Annotated in this window: 14 protein-coding genes; 12 read left to right on the top strand and 2 right to left on the bottom strand. The window is 57.5% G+C overall.

What is annotated here, in order from left to right:
• Positions 1-64: 64 nt before the first annotated feature.
• The gene (locus GNZ21_RS16255; protein WP_157320920.1) at positions 65-346 is read right to left on the bottom strand and encodes a helix-turn-helix domain-containing protein; all 282 of its coding nucleotides are present in this window, start codon (positions 344-346) and stop codon (positions 65-67) included.
• A gap of 489 nt (positions 347-835) precedes the next feature.
• Here GNZ21_RS16255 and GNZ21_RS02105 point away from each other — a divergent pair, with 489 nt between their 5' ends.
• Genes GNZ21_RS02105 through GNZ21_RS16250 form a run of 3 tightly spaced genes read left to right on the top strand, consistent with a single transcriptional unit; the run spans position 836 to position 3,881 of the window.
• The gene (locus GNZ21_RS02105; protein ID WP_157320918.1) at positions 836-1,915 is read left to right on the top strand and encodes a TRAP transporter substrate-binding protein; all 1,080 of its coding nucleotides are present in this window, start codon (positions 836-838) and stop codon (positions 1,913-1,915) included.
• A 54-nt stretch (positions 1,916-1,969) separates the two neighbouring features.
• Complete coding sequence (locus GNZ21_RS02100) at positions 1,970-3,325, top strand: TRAP transporter large permease (RefSeq protein ID WP_157320916.1); 1,356 nt, start codon at positions 1,970-1,972, stop codon at positions 3,323-3,325.
• Positions 3,326-3,356: 31 nt separating this feature from the next.
• Complete coding sequence (locus tag GNZ21_RS16250) at positions 3,357-3,881, top strand: TRAP transporter small permease (protein WP_157320914.1); 525 nt, start codon at positions 3,357-3,359, stop codon at positions 3,879-3,881.
• A gap of 59 nt (positions 3,882-3,940) precedes the next feature.
• Here the strand turns inward: GNZ21_RS16250 and GNZ21_RS02090 are convergent, their stop codons facing one another.
• On the bottom strand, positions 3,941-4,753 hold the full coding sequence (locus GNZ21_RS02090) for a PaaX family transcriptional regulator (RefSeq protein WP_188503837.1): 813 nt from the start codon (positions 4,751-4,753) through the stop codon (positions 3,941-3,943).
• Positions 4,754-5,124: 371 nt separating this feature from the next.
• Between GNZ21_RS02090 and GNZ21_RS02085 the strand changes: the two genes are divergently transcribed.
• The 9 genes from GNZ21_RS02085 to GNZ21_RS02050 all read left to right on the top strand — a co-directional run bounded on the left by GNZ21_RS02085 (position 5,125) and on the right by GNZ21_RS02050 (position 15,322).
• Positions 5,125-6,657 carry an FAD-dependent monooxygenase gene (locus GNZ21_RS02085; RefSeq protein WP_157320910.1) on the top strand — a complete coding sequence of 511 codons (1,533 nt, stop codon included), beginning with the start codon at positions 5,125-5,127 and terminating at the stop codon, positions 6,655-6,657.
• On the top strand, positions 6,657-8,711 hold the full coding sequence (locus GNZ21_RS02080) for an acetate--CoA ligase family protein (protein WP_157320908.1): 2,055 nt from the start codon (positions 6,657-6,659) through the stop codon (positions 8,709-8,711). The genes GNZ21_RS02085 and GNZ21_RS02080 overlap by 1 nt, the downstream gene beginning before the upstream one ends.
• Positions 8,711-10,423 carry a (2,3-dihydroxybenzoyl)adenylate synthase gene (locus GNZ21_RS02075; protein ID WP_157320906.1) on the top strand — a complete coding sequence of 571 codons (1,713 nt, stop codon included), beginning with the start codon at positions 8,711-8,713 and terminating at the stop codon, positions 10,421-10,423. The genes GNZ21_RS02080 and GNZ21_RS02075 overlap by 1 nt, the downstream gene beginning before the upstream one ends.
• Positions 10,410-11,519 (top strand): cupin domain-containing protein, encoded by a 1,110-nt coding sequence (locus GNZ21_RS02070; protein ID WP_157320904.1) that lies wholly within the window; start codon positions 10,410-10,412, stop codon positions 11,517-11,519. The genes GNZ21_RS02075 and GNZ21_RS02070 overlap by 14 nt, the downstream gene beginning before the upstream one ends.
• Complete coding sequence (locus GNZ21_RS02065) at positions 11,516-12,343, top strand: fumarylacetoacetate hydrolase family protein (protein WP_157320903.1); 828 nt, start codon at positions 11,516-11,518, stop codon at positions 12,341-12,343. The genes GNZ21_RS02070 and GNZ21_RS02065 overlap by 4 nt, the downstream gene beginning before the upstream one ends.
• Positions 12,344-12,346: 3 nt before the next feature.
• The gene (locus GNZ21_RS02060) at positions 12,347-13,069 is read left to right on the top strand and encodes a maleylpyruvate isomerase family mycothiol-dependent enzyme (protein ID WP_188503838.1); all 723 of its coding nucleotides are present in this window, start codon (positions 12,347-12,349) and stop codon (positions 13,067-13,069) included.
• Positions 13,070-13,136: 67 nt separating this feature from the next.
• Positions 13,137-13,340, top strand: a complete 204-nt coding sequence (locus tag GNZ21_RS16055; protein ID WP_268234884.1) for an aldehyde dehydrogenase family protein — start codon at positions 13,137-13,139, stop codon at positions 13,338-13,340.
• Positions 13,341-13,354: 14 nt separating this feature from the next.
• Positions 13,355-14,584, top strand: coding sequence for an aldehyde dehydrogenase (locus GNZ21_RS02055; RefSeq protein ID WP_331250802.1), 1,230 nt, complete (start codon positions 13,355-13,357; stop codon positions 14,582-14,584).
• A gap of 102 nt (positions 14,585-14,686) precedes the next feature.
• Positions 14,687-15,322 (top strand): cysteine hydrolase family protein, encoded by a 636-nt coding sequence (locus GNZ21_RS02050; RefSeq protein WP_157320901.1) that lies wholly within the window; start codon positions 14,687-14,689, stop codon positions 15,320-15,322.
• Positions 15,323-15,658 lie beyond the last annotated feature (336 nt).

Here is a 15,658-nt window from a genome sequence, read left to right as displayed (position 1 = left end):
ACACAAACCCCCAGGTCAGCCAAACGCGACCCCACCTAATCGCGGACCATGAGCCAAGTCAGGTCTATCGCGGCGCGGGCTCAGTCGCACACTCCGCGAAGTCCTGCGGAGTTGCCCCCAATTCCATAGAGGCTGGACCTGGCTCATAGACAGCTGAATCGCTACTTGGCTGAACGTATCCTTGATGTGTGAGGGTCGCAAGAACTCGATGGGCGGTTGAGCGCGCGAGGTTTGGCTGGGCGACTAGCTTCTGCGACTCGAATGTTCCGCTTCTCCTGAGACAGGACAAAATTGCTGCAAGTCGGGCACGGAAGCCTCCAGCGTCCCATGTAGTCGAACTTCTCAACCCTTGAGGTCAGCTCAATACGCGTTATCCTCCTAGTTTCGCCGAACTCCGGCACCATGTATACGAACAGATTCAGTCATCTAGGCAACAGAGCGCTGTCGAGCAGGAGAGACGGGACAGGCTCCCATAGGAGACATAAATACGACGCCCGGCGAAATTCTGTCTTGTAACTGCTCGCAGTATCAGTCGTATCATCCTATTCTCTGGTATTTTATAGAAAGATTGTCGCGACGAGCGCAGGTTGTGGTGTACTATATGAGCGTGATCCGCATCACGGGCGAGCTTGAGGTTCGGTCATCGTCATGGCTTATGAACTGACGGGACTTATGCTTCGGGTGAGCTCTAGTGCTCCACGTGCAATGGAAACCTAGCGGAGCTGAATGTTTCAGCCGCCCACTAACTCTGAATAGCGAGACAGAGCTCAGGCGTGAGGGGAGGGTCGGCCAGGCCCTGCGTCTAAGTCTGACTACAAATAGAAAGGCACTCGGGATGAAAGTACCGAACATCCATCATTCAGAACCTCGTACCGGCAGTACCTCCTCGAGGAGCGGCAAATGGCGCGGAGCTCTTGGAGCTTTGGCGGCAACTTCGTTGCTGCTCGTTGCGTGTGGAGGGGAGACGAGCGGTGAGAATCCTGAGATAGAATTATCAGTTGCAATTTTTACTCCAGAGAATGATATGTTCTCAGAGAATTTCCGCCAGTGGTCTGAAGCCGTTGAGGAAGCTACTGAGGGTCGGGTCACCTTCGAGCCGCATTATGCGGGATCATTAGTTCCTCAATCTGGTGCCTACGAAGCCGTCGAAGATGGAACGGCCGACGTTGTACTGGTTGCAGCTCACGCACTATCCAATCGTTTTCCAGAAGTTGCTTTCTTAGAGGGAATCGGAGCGTTCCCCCCGCATGTATTTGATGATTATGAGCCATTCTATGATGAAGCGACTGAGGCGTTTGAGAGCGTCTTTGCTGACGTGGAGTTGTTGACTTGGGGACCATCGTCGCAGGATTGGGTCTTTGCCCATCGTACGCACCATTTAGTTCAACCTGATGACTTCAGCGGTCAGCTCGTGCGAACAACTGGTCCTGTTCAAGGAGACCAGCTGACAGCGTTGGGGGCTTCTCCGACCACGATTGACCCCGCTGATCTGTATGTTTCGCTACAGACTGGCCAAGTCGATGGAAGCATCACCACTCCGCCATTGCTGGTAAGTCTCAATGTTCTTGAAGTAGCGCCTTATGTTACTCATGTAAATGCTGGAGCAAACCCAATTTTCTGGCTGGCAAACTCCGACAGTTGGGACCAGATTTCGCAAGAGGATCAAGAAGCAGCAGCTGAGGCACTTCGCGAAGTTGGCATAAGCACTCCGGAGATGTTCAGTGAGCTAGAGCAGGAGGCTTGGGAGGCTATCGAGAACGATCCGGGGGCCGACGTTCTGACGCTCGATGAGGAGCAGATGGAGCTTCTGCTCACAGAAATCGTTCCGGTTGTGGAGAATGAAGCCGACAATGCTGCGGAGAGAAGTGAGGCCGGAGCTGAGTTGGCAGAGATTTTCTCAGGTGAGTCAGAGTAGGTGATTTCGAAAACTGGACACATTGCCAACAAGGTGAAAGAAAGGTAGCCATTCATGTGGCTTGAGCTAGTGGTTCTGCTCGGGGTCTTAGCCGGACTGCTCCTACTGCGGGTACCCGTAGCCATCGCGATGCTTGGCGCAGGAATAATTACTGCACTCACTGTTGTGCCTGGGGTTCGAGTCTCCCACCTTGCCTCGATCGGCGCCCATGAAGCGATGGCGTTCATATTCACTGTAGTTCCGCTTTTCGTCCTCATGGGCGAGGTTCTGAGGAGGACTACAGTCGCGACAGACATTTTCATTGCTGGCGAACGGATTCTCCGGAGAGTTCGTGGCGGAATGTTGCATGCCTCAATCGCAGGCTGCGCGGGTTTTGCGGCCGTCTCAGGGTCGAGTCCGGTGACTGCATCGACTATCGGATCTATGGCAATCCCCCAGATGCTCCGTAACGGATACCCTCCGCGTCTTGCTAGTGGAGCGGTGGCCGCTGGAGGCACTCTGGGAATTCTGATCCCCCCGAGTGTCGGCCTAATCGTGTTCGGAGTAATCACTGAGACTTCAGTGGGGGATTTGTTCGTGGCCGGGATTATTCCGGGCCTGATTCTTACTGGACTCTTCATGGTGACGACAGTGCTCGTTCTTCCTCTTTACTCAAAGAAGAAGGAGAAGGTACATAGCGCTACACATGAAGATGAGAGTAGGAGTTTGAACGCCGAGACTGTCCCTGAGGTTTCTGATGGTGAGGAGAATCTTCCGAGCTCTGCTCGAGCATACGTGTCACTCCTCAGCGTGCTGGCGCTATTCGGCGTCGTGATCGGTGGAATATATCAGGGGGTTGTGACTCCAACTGAGTCTGCTGCATTGGGAGCTTTAGGTGCTCTTGTGATTGCGTACACCGTGGGTGGCGTGCGTTCTTTCAGAGTTGTCTCGAACGCTCTGAAAGCTACAGTCCTCACCTCTGGTATGTTCTTGCTGCTCTTAATCGCTGGTTTGTTTGTGGCATATATTGTCACCATTATCGGCGTTCCGCGAGAGCTTGCGAGCTTTACGGCTGATCTGGAAGCCCCAAGATGGGCAATTATGATCGTCATCGGTCTTATCCTCATAGGTCTGGGGATGTTTTTAGACCCGATGAGCATGATCGTGATCATGGCCCCGGTGCTCCTCCCTACCGTTGTTGCTCTAGGGTATGATCCGGTATGGTTTGGAATTTTCTTCCTTATTGCTGTAGAGATCGGAATGATATCGCCTCCTGTAGGGTTTAATCTGTTTGTTCTGAAGCGCGTTATACCGCAGCTCAAATTTAGAGACATAGTGTCGGGGTCCGCCATTTATCTCCCGGCCTTCGCGGGTGCAATGGTGCTTTTGCTGATATTTCCCGAAGTGGCCCTTTTTATGACGGGAAGATAGCGAGCATATAAGAGTTTATGGGAGATTGCATATGAAGTCACCGAGGATTGCTGCAGTCGGATCGATCAAGACTGTAAACGCTCTACTGATATATTTAAGCAGTATAGCCATAGTCCTGATGCTAGTCAGTATACTCGTATCCGTAATATTTAGATACGTTCTCAGCGACCCAATTCCTTGGGCGAACGACTTTGCTAGGATATCTTTAAGTATTTGTATATTTTCAGCTTTAGCTCCAGCCCTACAGCATGGCGCCCACGTTGGGCTTGAGCTTGCATTTGATCGCCTTCCCAAAATGATCAATCATGGCATAAAAATTGTGGCATGGATTGCGACTGTCGTCATTATCTGCGTATGGTTCTATCATAGTTTCTTGCGTATGACTGCAGCCCTAGAGGGTTCGTACAGCCTCCCCGGGCTTTATCTGCAAGTGCCCTCGGTTCCGCTCTATCTGTTTCAGACCCTATGCCTTCTTGTGTTTGCTATGACTGCATTGCTGCTCCCTTGGATGAAGGACAGCTCAGAAGACACTGAGACCTCGCTACAAGGGGCATAAATGGAATTCCGATTTAGCTGGCGTCCTGAAGGTGAAGGCGCTCACTAAGTTGGGGGATCTCACCAGTCAGTGACAACTGCACCTATTACCGACTCCACGTACGATGTAGCTGGCATGCTCAGGCGGAAGTGTAAACGTCGAAAAAGCTCAAAAGCTTCGCGCCCCGGCCAGTTCTTAGGCTGAAGTTCGATCGGAAGATTCGGATCTCTAAAAGTCAGCCTGCGAGTGTCTGCCAGGAGCTCTATCTGCGTTTTAAGGGCGCCTTGGCCCTCAGGAAGCTTGCCACCCTCCATTGCAGAGTAGCGTTTGATAAAATCCTGGTAATCCTCGGTCAGTTTATTGAGGTCCCAGCACCGGCTGACGAGTTCTTCATCGCTTGTCAGCTCAGTGGTTCTGGATCTGAGCACCGCCATGCTTGCCTCTGGGAAATCGCCCTGAAGCTGTTTAATGCGCTTATCTTCTTGGCGTGGAGAGAGCCACGTGGATGAGGCGAACTGGCCGAAACCAAGCCAGGTGAGTTGCTTCCGCAATGTTTCCCGACTGTTTCGTTTTGCTTCAGGAATTTGATAGAAGAGTTGGGTCCACCAACCGTCCCATTCGTCGTCGACTCGCGTGAATATCCGTTCACGGCCTTTGTCAAGAACCTCCTGCATTCGATCGGACAGGCGATAAACTGTCTCTCGGCCCGTTCGATAGGTCGTGAACCATGCCTCATCCCTCAATCGGGACAAGGTGACGCGGGCGCTGCTTCTCTCAATTTCAAAGCTTTCCAGCAAATCTAAGAGGGACCCCAAGCGAATTTCTCCTTGGTTGGCGTATCTCAAGTACTCGCCGAAGAGGTCCATGATGAGGGAACGAGAGTTGGGTGGCATAGGTACCTTACGGAACGTTTGGGGGAACTGTCTCATGTTACACCTGGGTTGAAGCAATGGGTGTGTGGTTTCTTGCCATGGATCGGCTGCTATCTCGAAAAATGACAGAGACCTCGTCTTAGCGTGTGATTTGAGATACACTAACGTATGACACGGAAGTAGCAGACGTATTGAGAATGTTACCAATTGTCTATGGTGAGGACTGTGGTGCTTCTCTCGCTTTACTGCTAGCTTTCGGGGGATAAGTTGGCGGTCTTCGATGGAGGTACAGTTGCATGACCCTCGCCGCCACGGATAGCTAATGTAACATTGGAGCGCCTGTAGGGGTTAGAATGTTTTATAAATCCTGGATCTGGAGATAGGGAGGAAGGATGAGTCGTCGCATTGCATGTGTGGGGGGAGGGCCAGGGGGGCTGTTTCTCGCCACCCTGCTCAAGCGTCAGGACCCTTCTGCAGAAGTTGCGGTCTTCGAGAGGAACCAGCCGGAGGATGCGTTCGGTTTTGGGGTGGTTTTCTCAGACGCAACGTTGAAGGCGATCCACGAGGCTGACTCAGTGTTGCTTGATGGTCTGAATGACCATGGTCGCCATTGGGACCGCATTGAAGTCTGGCTTAAAGGAGAGTGCCACGCCTTTCAAGGCAATGGGATGGCGGCTATCCATCGAAGGGTCCTGTTACCTCTGCTTCAGAAAAGTGCCGATGACGTTGGAGTGCAACTGAACTTTGGCACGAATATCTCTGACCTTTCGGAACTGCAGGACTACGACGTAATCGTAGGGGCAGATGGAGCTAACTCATTTGTTCGTTCTTCAGTGATTCAGGATCTCGGCCACAGTGTTGAAACCGCAGAGGCGAAGTTCATCTGGTTTGGGACTGATTACATGTTCGACGGACTCACTTTTGTGCACCGTAAAAGTGAGTATGGCCATTTTGCGGCTCATGCCTACCCCATTAGCGACAGTGTTAGCACATTCATCGTGGAGACCGACCCAGACACATGGCGCAAAGCCGGTCTCGATGAGTTCGACGTCACTCAGCCTCCGGGGGTTTCCGATGAGAAGACGAGGGCGTTCATCGAAGAACTGTTCAGGGAGGATCTCGACGGAGGACGCATCATCGCCAATAACTCTCGCTGGGGAAGTTTCCGCACACGGCGTTCGCAACGGTGGCACAGCGGGAATGTGGTTTTACTGGGGGATGCGGTCCATACCGCCCACTTCTCCGTAGGATCTGGAACCAAGATGGCCATGGAGGACGCCATCGTTCTTGCCCGTGAGCTCACAGCAGGACACTCAACACTAGAGCAGGCTTTCAGCGCTTATGAGGCACAGCGCCAGCCATCTGTGGATCGGATCCAGGGCTCTGCGCGAGGCGGACTAAGCTGGTGGGAACGCTTTGGGCGATATTACGATGCTTTCGAGCCCTGGCAATTTACATTCCACTTCTTCTCTCGATCCATCAATATTGATCGTATCGAACGCCGGGATCCTGAGTTCGTCGCTCGGGCACGTAGGGAGTGGCAACTGCGGCACGGCAGTGCGGCGGTGCTTGATACGCCCCTGCGTACGGCTTCAGCACAGCTCCCTTCCCGTTTCCTGCACTACGGAGGAGCCCCCTTCAATGTGGAGGACCTCTCAGCCAAGGGCGGTCTCCCGGTGCAGCTTCCCGCGGCTGCGGTGGCCTCTGTGGCGGTCGGCGCTGACTCCACTCTGCCTGAGAGTGCAGAGATCGCTGCGGTGACCGGGGGAGACCTGCTGGACCGGATCCGCCTCTCTGAGGAGTTGCGGCTGGAGCGAGGCATTCCGACTATCTTGGTAGGCGGCGACGGTGAGAACATCGATCCTGAAACTTTGGTCCTCTCCGGCCGTGCTGATGCTGTTGCGCTTATTGAGGGAGCTCACTGATGGCAGAGGCTGCTCTGAGAGCGGAACTGGATGCTCTCTTCACTCCACGCGGTATAGCAGTCATTGGCGCCTCCCCCAAGCCAGGAAAGCTGGGGCAGGTGATGTTTTCATCACTCGGACGTTCTTCTGCCAATGTGTTTCCGGTCAACGGGAAATCACCTGACATGTACGCTACGCCCGAGGAAGCCGTTGAAGCAGCTGGTGGGGAGCTCGACCTCGCTGTGCTCTGCATTCCCGCGGCGGCTACTGCCCAGGCTCTCGCCGACTGCGCTGAGGCAGGAATTGGTGCTGCTCTTGTCTGCGCCGGTGGCTTTGCAGAGGCTGGGGGACCAGGCACCGATTATCAAAGAGATGTTGAGAAAGTGCTGGCTCAGACAGGAATTAGGTTACTGGGGCCGAACACTTCCGGATTCTTCCGGACGGCTGAAGAGCTTTTTGCCAGTTTTGTCCCTGGTGTTGCTTCGTTGCGCCCAGGAAAGGTAGGCGTTGTGGCAGCCAGCGGGGGGGTCAATCACGCCTTGGCCTTCCAACTCGATGCCGCCGGAGCCGGAGTGAGCACGGGGGTTGGGATCGGTGGGGGTCTTGATATCACAGCCCCGGATGTTCTGGAGTTCCTGGCAGAAGATCCCGACACTGCCGCTGTTGCCCTGCATATCGAGACCGTTCCTGATGGTCCCCGGCTTCTGGAAGCGGTGGAGCACCTGGCCTCGCGCAAGCCCGTCGCGGCGCTGGTGGTTGGGAAGAGCGACATCGAGGAGTTCGCCCAGTCTCATACAGGATCGCTGGCCACCTCCTGGGCGACCACTCGTGCCCTGCTCGAACAGGTCGGAGCGGTGCTAGTGAACGACGAGCGTGAGTTGGTCAACGCCGCGAGCGCGCTCACTGTCCAGCGTCGCGATTACAGTTCTGGGAGAGGTCCGGCGCTTGTCACCGGGCAGGCCGGCCCCGGGATGCTGATCGCCGATGAGCTGGGCAACCGTGGTGTGGAGTTACCCCCTCTGAGCGGGCAGACGCGGGAGCGACTGGGTTCGCTGTTGCCTCCGATGACGTTCTTGGGAAACCCTGTGGACACAGGAAGGCCGGGGCCAGAGTACCCGGAGATTCTGCGTGCAGTGGGCGCCGATCCGCAGGTTTCCGCGGTAGGAGTCTATGGCATTACCGAACCGGTGGTCTCGCTACCTGCCGCACTGGAGCAGTCTGGGCTGCTAGGTCAGAAACCCGTCGTCATCGCTGTTGATGGACCTCAGGAAGATATGAACCGAGTCAGGGAGGAGACGGGGTCGGCAGTGCCGGTGCTTCAAGGCCCCGGTGCCTTGGCTCAGGGGCTCGCTGCCTTGGACTCCGACGTCCACCGGCAGGCTTTCCGAAATGCCAGAGAAGCAGAGCAACTGCCTTCGGCTGTCTCCCTCTCCGGGACGGGGCCTTGGCACGAAGCCGCGGCTAAGACTTTTCTCGATTCGATCGGGCTTCGCACGCCTGCCCGGGTGGTGTGCACTGATGAAGCGGAGGCGCGTGCTGCGCTCACGACCCTACGTCCTCCGGTGGCGATCAAGCTGCTCGATGCGGCGGTGATTCATAAAACGGAGCTCGGAGGGGTCCAGCTGGGGATACGAACTCCGGAGGAAATGGACTCCGCGCTGCAGAATCTGCGCCGGGCAGGAGCGCGGGAGTTCCTGGTCGAGGAGATGGCACCTTCTGGTACTGATCTCCTCCTCGGGCTCCGCCGGGATCCGGTTTTTGGCCCCATCTTGGTTTTTGGCCTAGGAGGGCTAGAGGCCGAAGTGAAGGAGGACGTCGCCATCTGTGCGCTGCCGGCGAGCCCGCAGTGGGTCGAGCAGATGCCGGAACGCCTTCAGCATCGTCAGCTGCTGAGCGGGTTCCGCGGCCGTCCACGTCTCGAACCGCAGGAGCTGGTCCGAGCAGTGACAGCACTGTCCTCCGCCTTTCTGGAATCCCCTCTGATCATCGACATCGAAATCAATCCGCTCCGCGTCACATCGGAGGGCCTAGTGGCCCTCGACGCGGTCATCACCACCCGAGAGGAGGACCGCTGATGACAACTCCCACCGCTGAAGGGACCGTTCCCTGGCCGGAGGAGACCGCTGCCCGCTACCGGCAGGAGGGGCTGTGGAGGGACCTTCCCCTCCACGCCGTGTTGATGGAATCGGCCAAAGGACGCGAGGACAAGGTCGCCCTGGTCGACGGGGACGTCCGTATTACCTTCGGGGAGCTGGTGGACCGTGTGGAGGCCGCCGCCGCCCGGCTGCTCGACATCGGGCTGAGGCCCGATGACCGGATAGTCCTGCAACTGCCGAACTCCTGGCAGTTCGCGGTGCTCACCCTGGCATGTTTCCGAGCTGGCATCGTGCCAGTGATGGCTCTTCCGGGCCACCGCCTCCACGAGATGCGGGCCGTGGCCGAGGTAGCGGAGGCGCGAGCTGTGGCAGTGCCGGAGAGGATCAAGGACTTCGACCACCGGAGATTGGCGCAACAGGTGGCCGAGGAGGTTGCGAGTGTCGAGATGATCATGATCAGCGGCACGGCCCAGGCCGATGAGGTATCGCTAGATGACCTGCTCCGACCTTCGGCGTCGGAGGACTCCCCCAAGGAAAAGGCGGGTGGTATTCCTCAGCCTGATCCGGACTTAGTGCTGATGTTCCTGCTCTCCGGCGGCACCACCGGAATGCCTAAGCTGATCGCCCGAACCCACAACGACTACGACTACAACATCCGGGAATGTTCCCGCGTCTCGGGTCTCAGCGAGGATACGGTCTACCTGGTGGCCCTTCCCGCCGGCCACAACTTTCCCCTGGGGTGTCCCGGACTGCTCGGAGCACTCTTCGCGGGCGGGACCGTGGTCATGCTGTCCAGTCCCCATCCGGTGAAAGCCTTGCAGACCATCCAGAACGAGGGAGTGACTGTCACAGCAGCAGTTCCTGCGGTGGCTCAACGATGGATCGACTATGTCGAGGAGACCGCGGACCTGCCGGACATCTCCTCGCTCAAGGTCCTGCAGGTAGGAGGGTCACGGTTCCCCGACGAACTTGCGGCACGCGTCCGGCCCGTCCTCGGGTGCACCCTCCAGCAGGTTTTCGGCATGGCGGAGGGCCTGATCAACATGACCCGCCTGGACGACCCGGAGGAGGTCATCACCACCACCCAAGGCCGGCCCGTCTCGTCCGCCGATGATATCCGCATCGTCGATCCGCTGGGGCAGGACCTGCCCGATGGACAGCCCGGATCGATCCTCACCCGCGGCCCCTACACTCCGCGCGGGTACTACCGCGCTCCGGAGGCTAACGAACGCTCCTTCGTGGAGGGCTGGTACAGCAGCGGGGACATCGTCGAGCGGCGCCCCGACGGCAACCTCGTGGTTCACGGTCGGGATAAGGACATCATCAACCGGGGCGGTGAGAAAATATCCGCCGAAGAGGTGGAGAGCTTGGTTTACCGCCTCAGCGCCATCGAGATGGCCGCCGCCGTCGCTATGCCTGACCCCTCGCTGGGCGAGGGGCTCTGCCTCTATGTAAAGCTTCGTGAGGGAGAGAACATCACTCTGGAGCAGGTCCGGACTGAGCTGACTGACGCAGGCTTGGCCCCCTTTAAGCTTCCCGAGCGGCTCGAAATTATCGATGAAATACCGATGACGCGCGTTGGCAAGATCAATAAGAAGGCTCTGCGTGAAGATGTGCGTCGACGCATGGAACCATCCAGCACATCGCAGACCAACTACGACCGAGAAGGAGAGCGTGATGGGCACCCATAATGACCCCAGCATTCCCAAACCTCCTCCGCCAACCCCGGAGGAGCAGCGTCGCCTTGACGAGCTTTATGCGAAGTTCGAGGCCAGCCACATGGTTCCGCTGTGGACCGAGATCGGTGACCTCATGCCGCAGGTGCCCAAACCGGCGGCGATCCCCTATACCTGGCGATGGCAGGACCTGCTGCCCCTGGCAGAAGATGCAGGCGAACTGGTTCCGGTAGGCCGCGGGGGAGAACGCCGAGCGATCGCCTTGGCTAACCCCGGTCTTGGAGGGCGCCCTTATATCTCGCCTACGCTCTGGTGCGCCATTCAATACCTCGGTCCTAAAGAGGTCGCTCCGGAGCATCGGCACTCGCAGAACGCTTTCCGGTTTGTGGTCGAGGGAGAAGGAGTCTGGACCGTTGTCAATGGCGACCCGGTTCGGATGAGCCGTGGCGACTTCCTGCTTACCCCGGGTTGGAACTTCCACGGTCATTACAACGAGTCTGACGCCCCGATGGCGTGGATCGATGGTTTGGACATCCCTTTCGTCCACTACACCGACACATCGTTCTTCGAGTTTGGCATTGACCGGGTGACAGATGAATCAACACCGGAGATATCGCGCTCGGAGCGACTCTGGTGCAACCCGGGGCTGCGCCCGCTCTCTGGGCTGCAAGACACTGTGAACTCACCGATCGGAGCCTACCGGTGGGAGCATACCGATCGTGCACTGACCGAGCAGTTGGCGCTGGAGGACGAAGGGCACCCGGCTACTGTCGAACAAGGGCACGCCGCCGTACGCTACGTCAACCCAACTACAGGCGGGGACGTGATGCCCACCATCCGTGCAGAGTTCCACCGCCTGCGTGAAGGCTCTCAGACAGCCAAAACTCGAAAGGTCGGCTCCGAAGTCTTCCAGGTATTTGAAGGTCGGGGCCGTTTCATCATCGACGACGAGGTTCACGAGGTGGAGACCGGGGACATCGTGGTCTCCCCATCCTGGGCCGCCACAGAGATCCAAGCCGAGAGCGCTTTGGATCTCTTCGCTTTCAATGACCGCCCGATCATGGAGAAGTTGCACTTCTCCCGAACCCATACCGAGGGGGAACTCCAATGAAACTGGCTACCATTCGAACCGAGGCTGGGACACGCGCCGCCCGACTTGAGGACAATACTTACACTTTGATCGGCAAATATCAGGATGTCGGTGAACTGTTGTCAGAACAGAACTGGCAGGATCTCGCAGCGCAGGCTTCGGGGGAAACGCTCCCTGCGGCAGAGGCTGAGGTAGCCCAGCTGATCAATCGTCCAGGCAAAGTGGTCTGTGTAGGGTTGAATTATCGAGGCCATATCCTCGAAATGGGCCGGGACCTGCCGAGCCACCCCACTCTCTTTGCCAAGTACGCCGAGACGCTCACCGGCCCCTATGACGACATCGTATACACTCCGGAAGATCCAGAGCTGGACTGGGAGGGGGAACTGGTAGCTGTCATCGGAAAGACGGTGCGCAGGGCCTCCGAGGAGGAGGCGGACCAGGCGATCGCGGGATACACCATCGCCGATGACATCTCGATGCGAGGGTGGCAGTTCCGTACTAAGGAATGGCTTCAGGGGAAGATTTGGGAGGCGTCCACTCCTCTGGGCCCTGTGTTGAGCACCCCGGATGAGGTGGATCTGAGCACCGCAGAGCTGCTCACCCAGGTCAACGGCGAGGTGATGCAGCAGCACTCCATTGGAGATTTGCTGTTCACCCCTCCCCACCTGGTGTCCTACATCTCCACGATACTTCCGTTGCACCCCGGCGACGTCATCCTCACCGGCACCCCGGGGGGAGTTGGCCGGGCCCGTGACCCGCAGGTCTACCTGAAGCCTGGGGACACCGTGACGGTGAGCATCGACGGCATCGGGGAGATCAGGAACTCGATCGTAGAGGCGGTGTAACCAGTGGTCGCACGGCATGATCTGACGGAGGACCCAGAGCTGAAAGAGGCTCTGCTGGTGGTCCGGCGAGGAACGGCCTTCTTCACCCGCATGCTGAACCTGCTCCCGGACCAAGAGTTGGACGGCCCGTCGTTGTTGCCAGGCTGGACACGCCGCCATCTGGTAGCTCACGTGGGATATAACGCCCGAGCCATCACGCGATTGGTGCAGTGGGCCAATACCGGGGTGGAGACACCCATGTACTCCTCTCCTGAGGCTCGTGCGGCAGAAATCGAGTTTGGTGCCACGTTGCCGGCCCATGCCCTGCGACACTTGAACGATCACGCAGCCATCAGCCTTAACGTCGAATGGCGGGATACACCAGAGGATGCGTGGAACGCCGTGGTCCGTACCGCCCAGGGCCGAGAAGTCCCGCTCAGCGAGACCGTGTGGATGAGGACCCGCGAGGTCTGGCTACACGCAGTGGACCTCAACAACGGCGCCCGGTTCGATCAGATCCCGGTTCAGGTGCTCAGCGGGCTCCTAAGGGACATCACGGCGAAGTGGCGCAGGGCCGGGGAGGGGGAGGACCTCCGTGTGGAGGTGGTCGATGCCCCGGAGCTTTCCTTCGGAGAGGGCACTCGGACGGTGCGCGGCGACCTCTCTGGTGTGCTTGCCTGGGCCGCAGGCAGGGCGAGTCATCTGGTGACTCGTGGAAACGAGGTTGAGGCACCACGATGGATATAACTGCAAAATTGACATTTTATGAGTTAGTTAACCCGATCATTAACCCTCCAACGACGAAGGAATCCTCATGAAGACTCAACTGATTATCGACAACAGTGAACGGCGCAGTTCAGACAGCAAGACGTTCGTCCGGCGGAACCCGCTCAACGGCGAGGTCATCACTCAAGCTGCTGCGGCGACCATCGATGACGCGGCAGAGGCTGTGGATTCTGCGGCGAAGGCGTTTGAGTCCTGGTCGCAAACTGGGCCCTCGGACGTGCGGTGCTGCTGAGGGCAGCTGACATCATGGAAAGCCGGGCTGAGGAGTTTACCGAGACGATGACCCGGGAAGTGGGTGCGGCACCCCTATGGTCGGGGTTTAATGTCTTTCTCACTGCACAGCTTTTCCGCGAGGCTGCGTCGCTGGCGACTCAGATTCAAGGTGAGACCCTTCCGACAGACAAACCGGGAACGTTGTCTATGACCGTGAGGCAGCCGGTCGGCGTCGTGCTGAGCATGGCTCCCTGGAATGGTGCCGGTGTGCTGGCAGCTCGGGCTATCGCCTATCCCATCGTCTGTGGCAACAGCGTTGTGTTCCGTGCGTCTGAAGGCAGTCCCCGCTCCCACGCCATGATTGCTCAGGTGCTGTTGGACGCGGGGCTGCCCGCCGGCGTCCTGAACTTCCTCACCAACGATCCAGCCGATTCCGACCAGTTCGTCGAGTCCATCATTGCGAACCCAGCAGTGCGGCGGGTGAACTTCACCGGTTCCACAGCAGTGGGCCGTATCATTGGAGAGAAGGCAGGGCGTCATCTGAAGCCCGTTCTCCTGGAACTCGGGGGTAAGGCTCCTCTGGTGGTCCTCGATGACGCAGATCTCGAAGGAGCTGTGAACGCGGCCATCTTCGGTGCGTACATGTACCAGGGCCAGATCTGCATGTCGACGGAGCGCTTCGTGGTGGATGACACGGTCGCCGATGAGTTCGTCTCCGCATTCGCAGAGCGTGCTGCACGGCTTCCTGAAGGTGACCCGGCCCGGGATCCCTCCTGCGTCATCGGCCCCATGTACAAGCCGGAATCCGGGGACCGGATCAACGCTCTCCTGGAGGACGCTCTCGCGAAGGGAGCAACCATTGTCACGGGAGGAAAAGCCGACGGGGCGCGGATGCCGGCCACGATCGTGGACAACGTGACGCCGGACATGGACATCTATGACCAGGAGACCTTCGGGCCGGTCACCACCATTGTCCGCGTCTCGGGTGTTGAGGAGGCTGTTCGCGTCGCCAATGACACCGAGTACGGCCTGGCCGCGGCTGTCTTCGGGCGTGACAGTACTCGTGCTTTGAACGTGGCCATGCGCATTCAGGCTGGTCATGTGCATGTCAATGGTGCGACCGTGCAGAATGAGGCCCAGGCTCCTTATGGTGGCACGAAGGCTAGCGGCTTCGGGCGGTTTGACGGCCGGGCAGTGATCGACGAATTCACAGAGCTGAAATGGATCACGGTTGAGCCCTCGGATCAGGAGTATCCCATCTGAGGAAAGGGTCAGGGGCATTGGCGGCGGCAGCCTAAGGATCTCAGCCGCAGTGGCTCGAAATCTGAAATTTTTGATCGCTAAGTTTTCAATATTTAGGAGGAAATGGTGGGTTACAAGATAAAGAATATTGATCCAGCGAGGACAGCTGTCATCGTTGTCGATATGGAGAATGACTTCGTCGAGGAAGGTGCTCCAATGGAGTCGGCCCAGGCTCGACGCGCAGTTCCCCAGATGAAGAAAGTTATTGATTTTGCCCGGGAATCGGGGATGAAGGTGATCTACTCTACACATGTCCATCGGGAGGACGGGAGTGATCATGGTAGGTTTGCCGATTTGTATCCACCAATTGCCGAGGGGGCCGGGCTGGTGGATGAGACTTCTGGTATTGAGATCTATCCAGAGCTTGCTCCCCGTGAGGGCGAGCCGGTGATCAAGAAGCACAGATATAGCGCATTTTTTGGTACTGATCTAGACATCATCTTGCGTGGCGCAGAAGTCGATACTGTTGTGATAATTGGCACTACAACAGAGAATTGCTGTCACGCAACTGCACGTGATGCGATGTTCCGCGACTACTATGTTGCGTTCCTCTCTGATGCTACAGGGACGTTTGACTATCCTGACGTCGGCCATGGGTCTATGACTGCCGACGAGGTGCACGAGGCAACCCTCAAGATCCTTGCTTTTCCCACTGCGGATGTCATGTCTTCCGATGAATTCATTCGTCTGGCAAGTTAGCGCTATCCGCGCTTAAGCCCCCTTGTTGCTCTTATCGTAGGGAATAGATCCACAGCACCATTGATTCACAATGAGAGCTGTGGGTAGGAGCTTGCTATAGAAACCCGAGGGGGCAGGAAGACCGGTGTTGAATAAGACGACTGCATGGTTGCAGCACTGCTTCCTGGCTATTCCCAGTGCTTCCCAGCCTTCTCTCGAGGGATTCATCTCTTGAATGGGGCAGGTGTAGGGACGTGGGACCCGAGTTGGCTCACGTTAGTCAGGTTTGCTGTTTGACCCGAGTTGGCTCACGTTAGTCAGGTTTGCTGTTTGAGTGGATGGCGTTGATGGCGGCGG

The organism is Nesterenkonia alkaliphila, assembly GCF_009758175.1.
Taxonomy (GTDB): domain Bacteria; phylum Actinomycetota; class Actinomycetes; order Actinomycetales; family Micrococcaceae; genus Nesterenkonia; species Nesterenkonia alkaliphila.
This window is presented reverse-complemented; position numbering and strand designations above follow the sequence as displayed.

Bases quoted from the DNA above. Each gene is read 5' to 3' on its own strand.
- GNZ21_RS02105 (WP_157320918.1), top strand. From the start codon at position 836: ATGAAAGTACCGAACATCCATCATTCAGAACCTCGTACCGGCAGTACC.
- GNZ21_RS02100 (WP_157320916.1), top strand. From the start codon at position 1,970: ATGTGGCTTGAGCTAGTGGTTCTGCTCGGGGTCTTAGCCGGACTGCTC.
- GNZ21_RS16250 (WP_157320914.1), top strand. From the start codon at position 3,357: ATGAAGTCACCGAGGATTGCTGCAGTCGGATCGATCAAGACTGTAAAC.
- GNZ21_RS02090 (WP_188503837.1), bottom strand. From the start codon at position 4,753: ATGCCACCCAACTCTCGTTCCCTCATCATGGACCTCTTCGGCGAGTAC.
- GNZ21_RS02085 (WP_157320910.1), top strand. From the start codon at position 5,125: ATGAGTCGTCGCATTGCATGTGTGGGGGGAGGGCCAGGGGGGCTGTTT.
- GNZ21_RS02080 (WP_157320908.1), top strand. From the start codon at position 6,657: ATGGCAGAGGCTGCTCTGAGAGCGGAACTGGATGCTCTCTTCACTCCA.
- GNZ21_RS02075 (WP_157320906.1), top strand. From the start codon at position 8,711: ATGACAACTCCCACCGCTGAAGGGACCGTTCCCTGGCCGGAGGAGACC.
- GNZ21_RS02070 (WP_157320904.1), top strand. From the start codon at position 10,410: ATGGGCACCCATAATGACCCCAGCATTCCCAAACCTCCTCCGCCAACC.
- GNZ21_RS02065 (WP_157320903.1), top strand. From the start codon at position 11,516: ATGAAACTGGCTACCATTCGAACCGAGGCTGGGACACGCGCCGCCCGA.
- GNZ21_RS16055 (WP_268234884.1), top strand. From the start codon at position 13,137: ATGAAGACTCAACTGATTATCGACAACAGTGAACGGCGCAGTTCAGAC.
- GNZ21_RS02055 (WP_331250802.1), top strand. From the start codon at position 13,355: ATGGAAAGCCGGGCTGAGGAGTTTACCGAGACGATGACCCGGGAAGTG.
- GNZ21_RS02050 (WP_157320901.1), top strand. From the start codon at position 14,687: ATGGTGGGTTACAAGATAAAGAATATTGATCCAGCGAGGACAGCTGTC.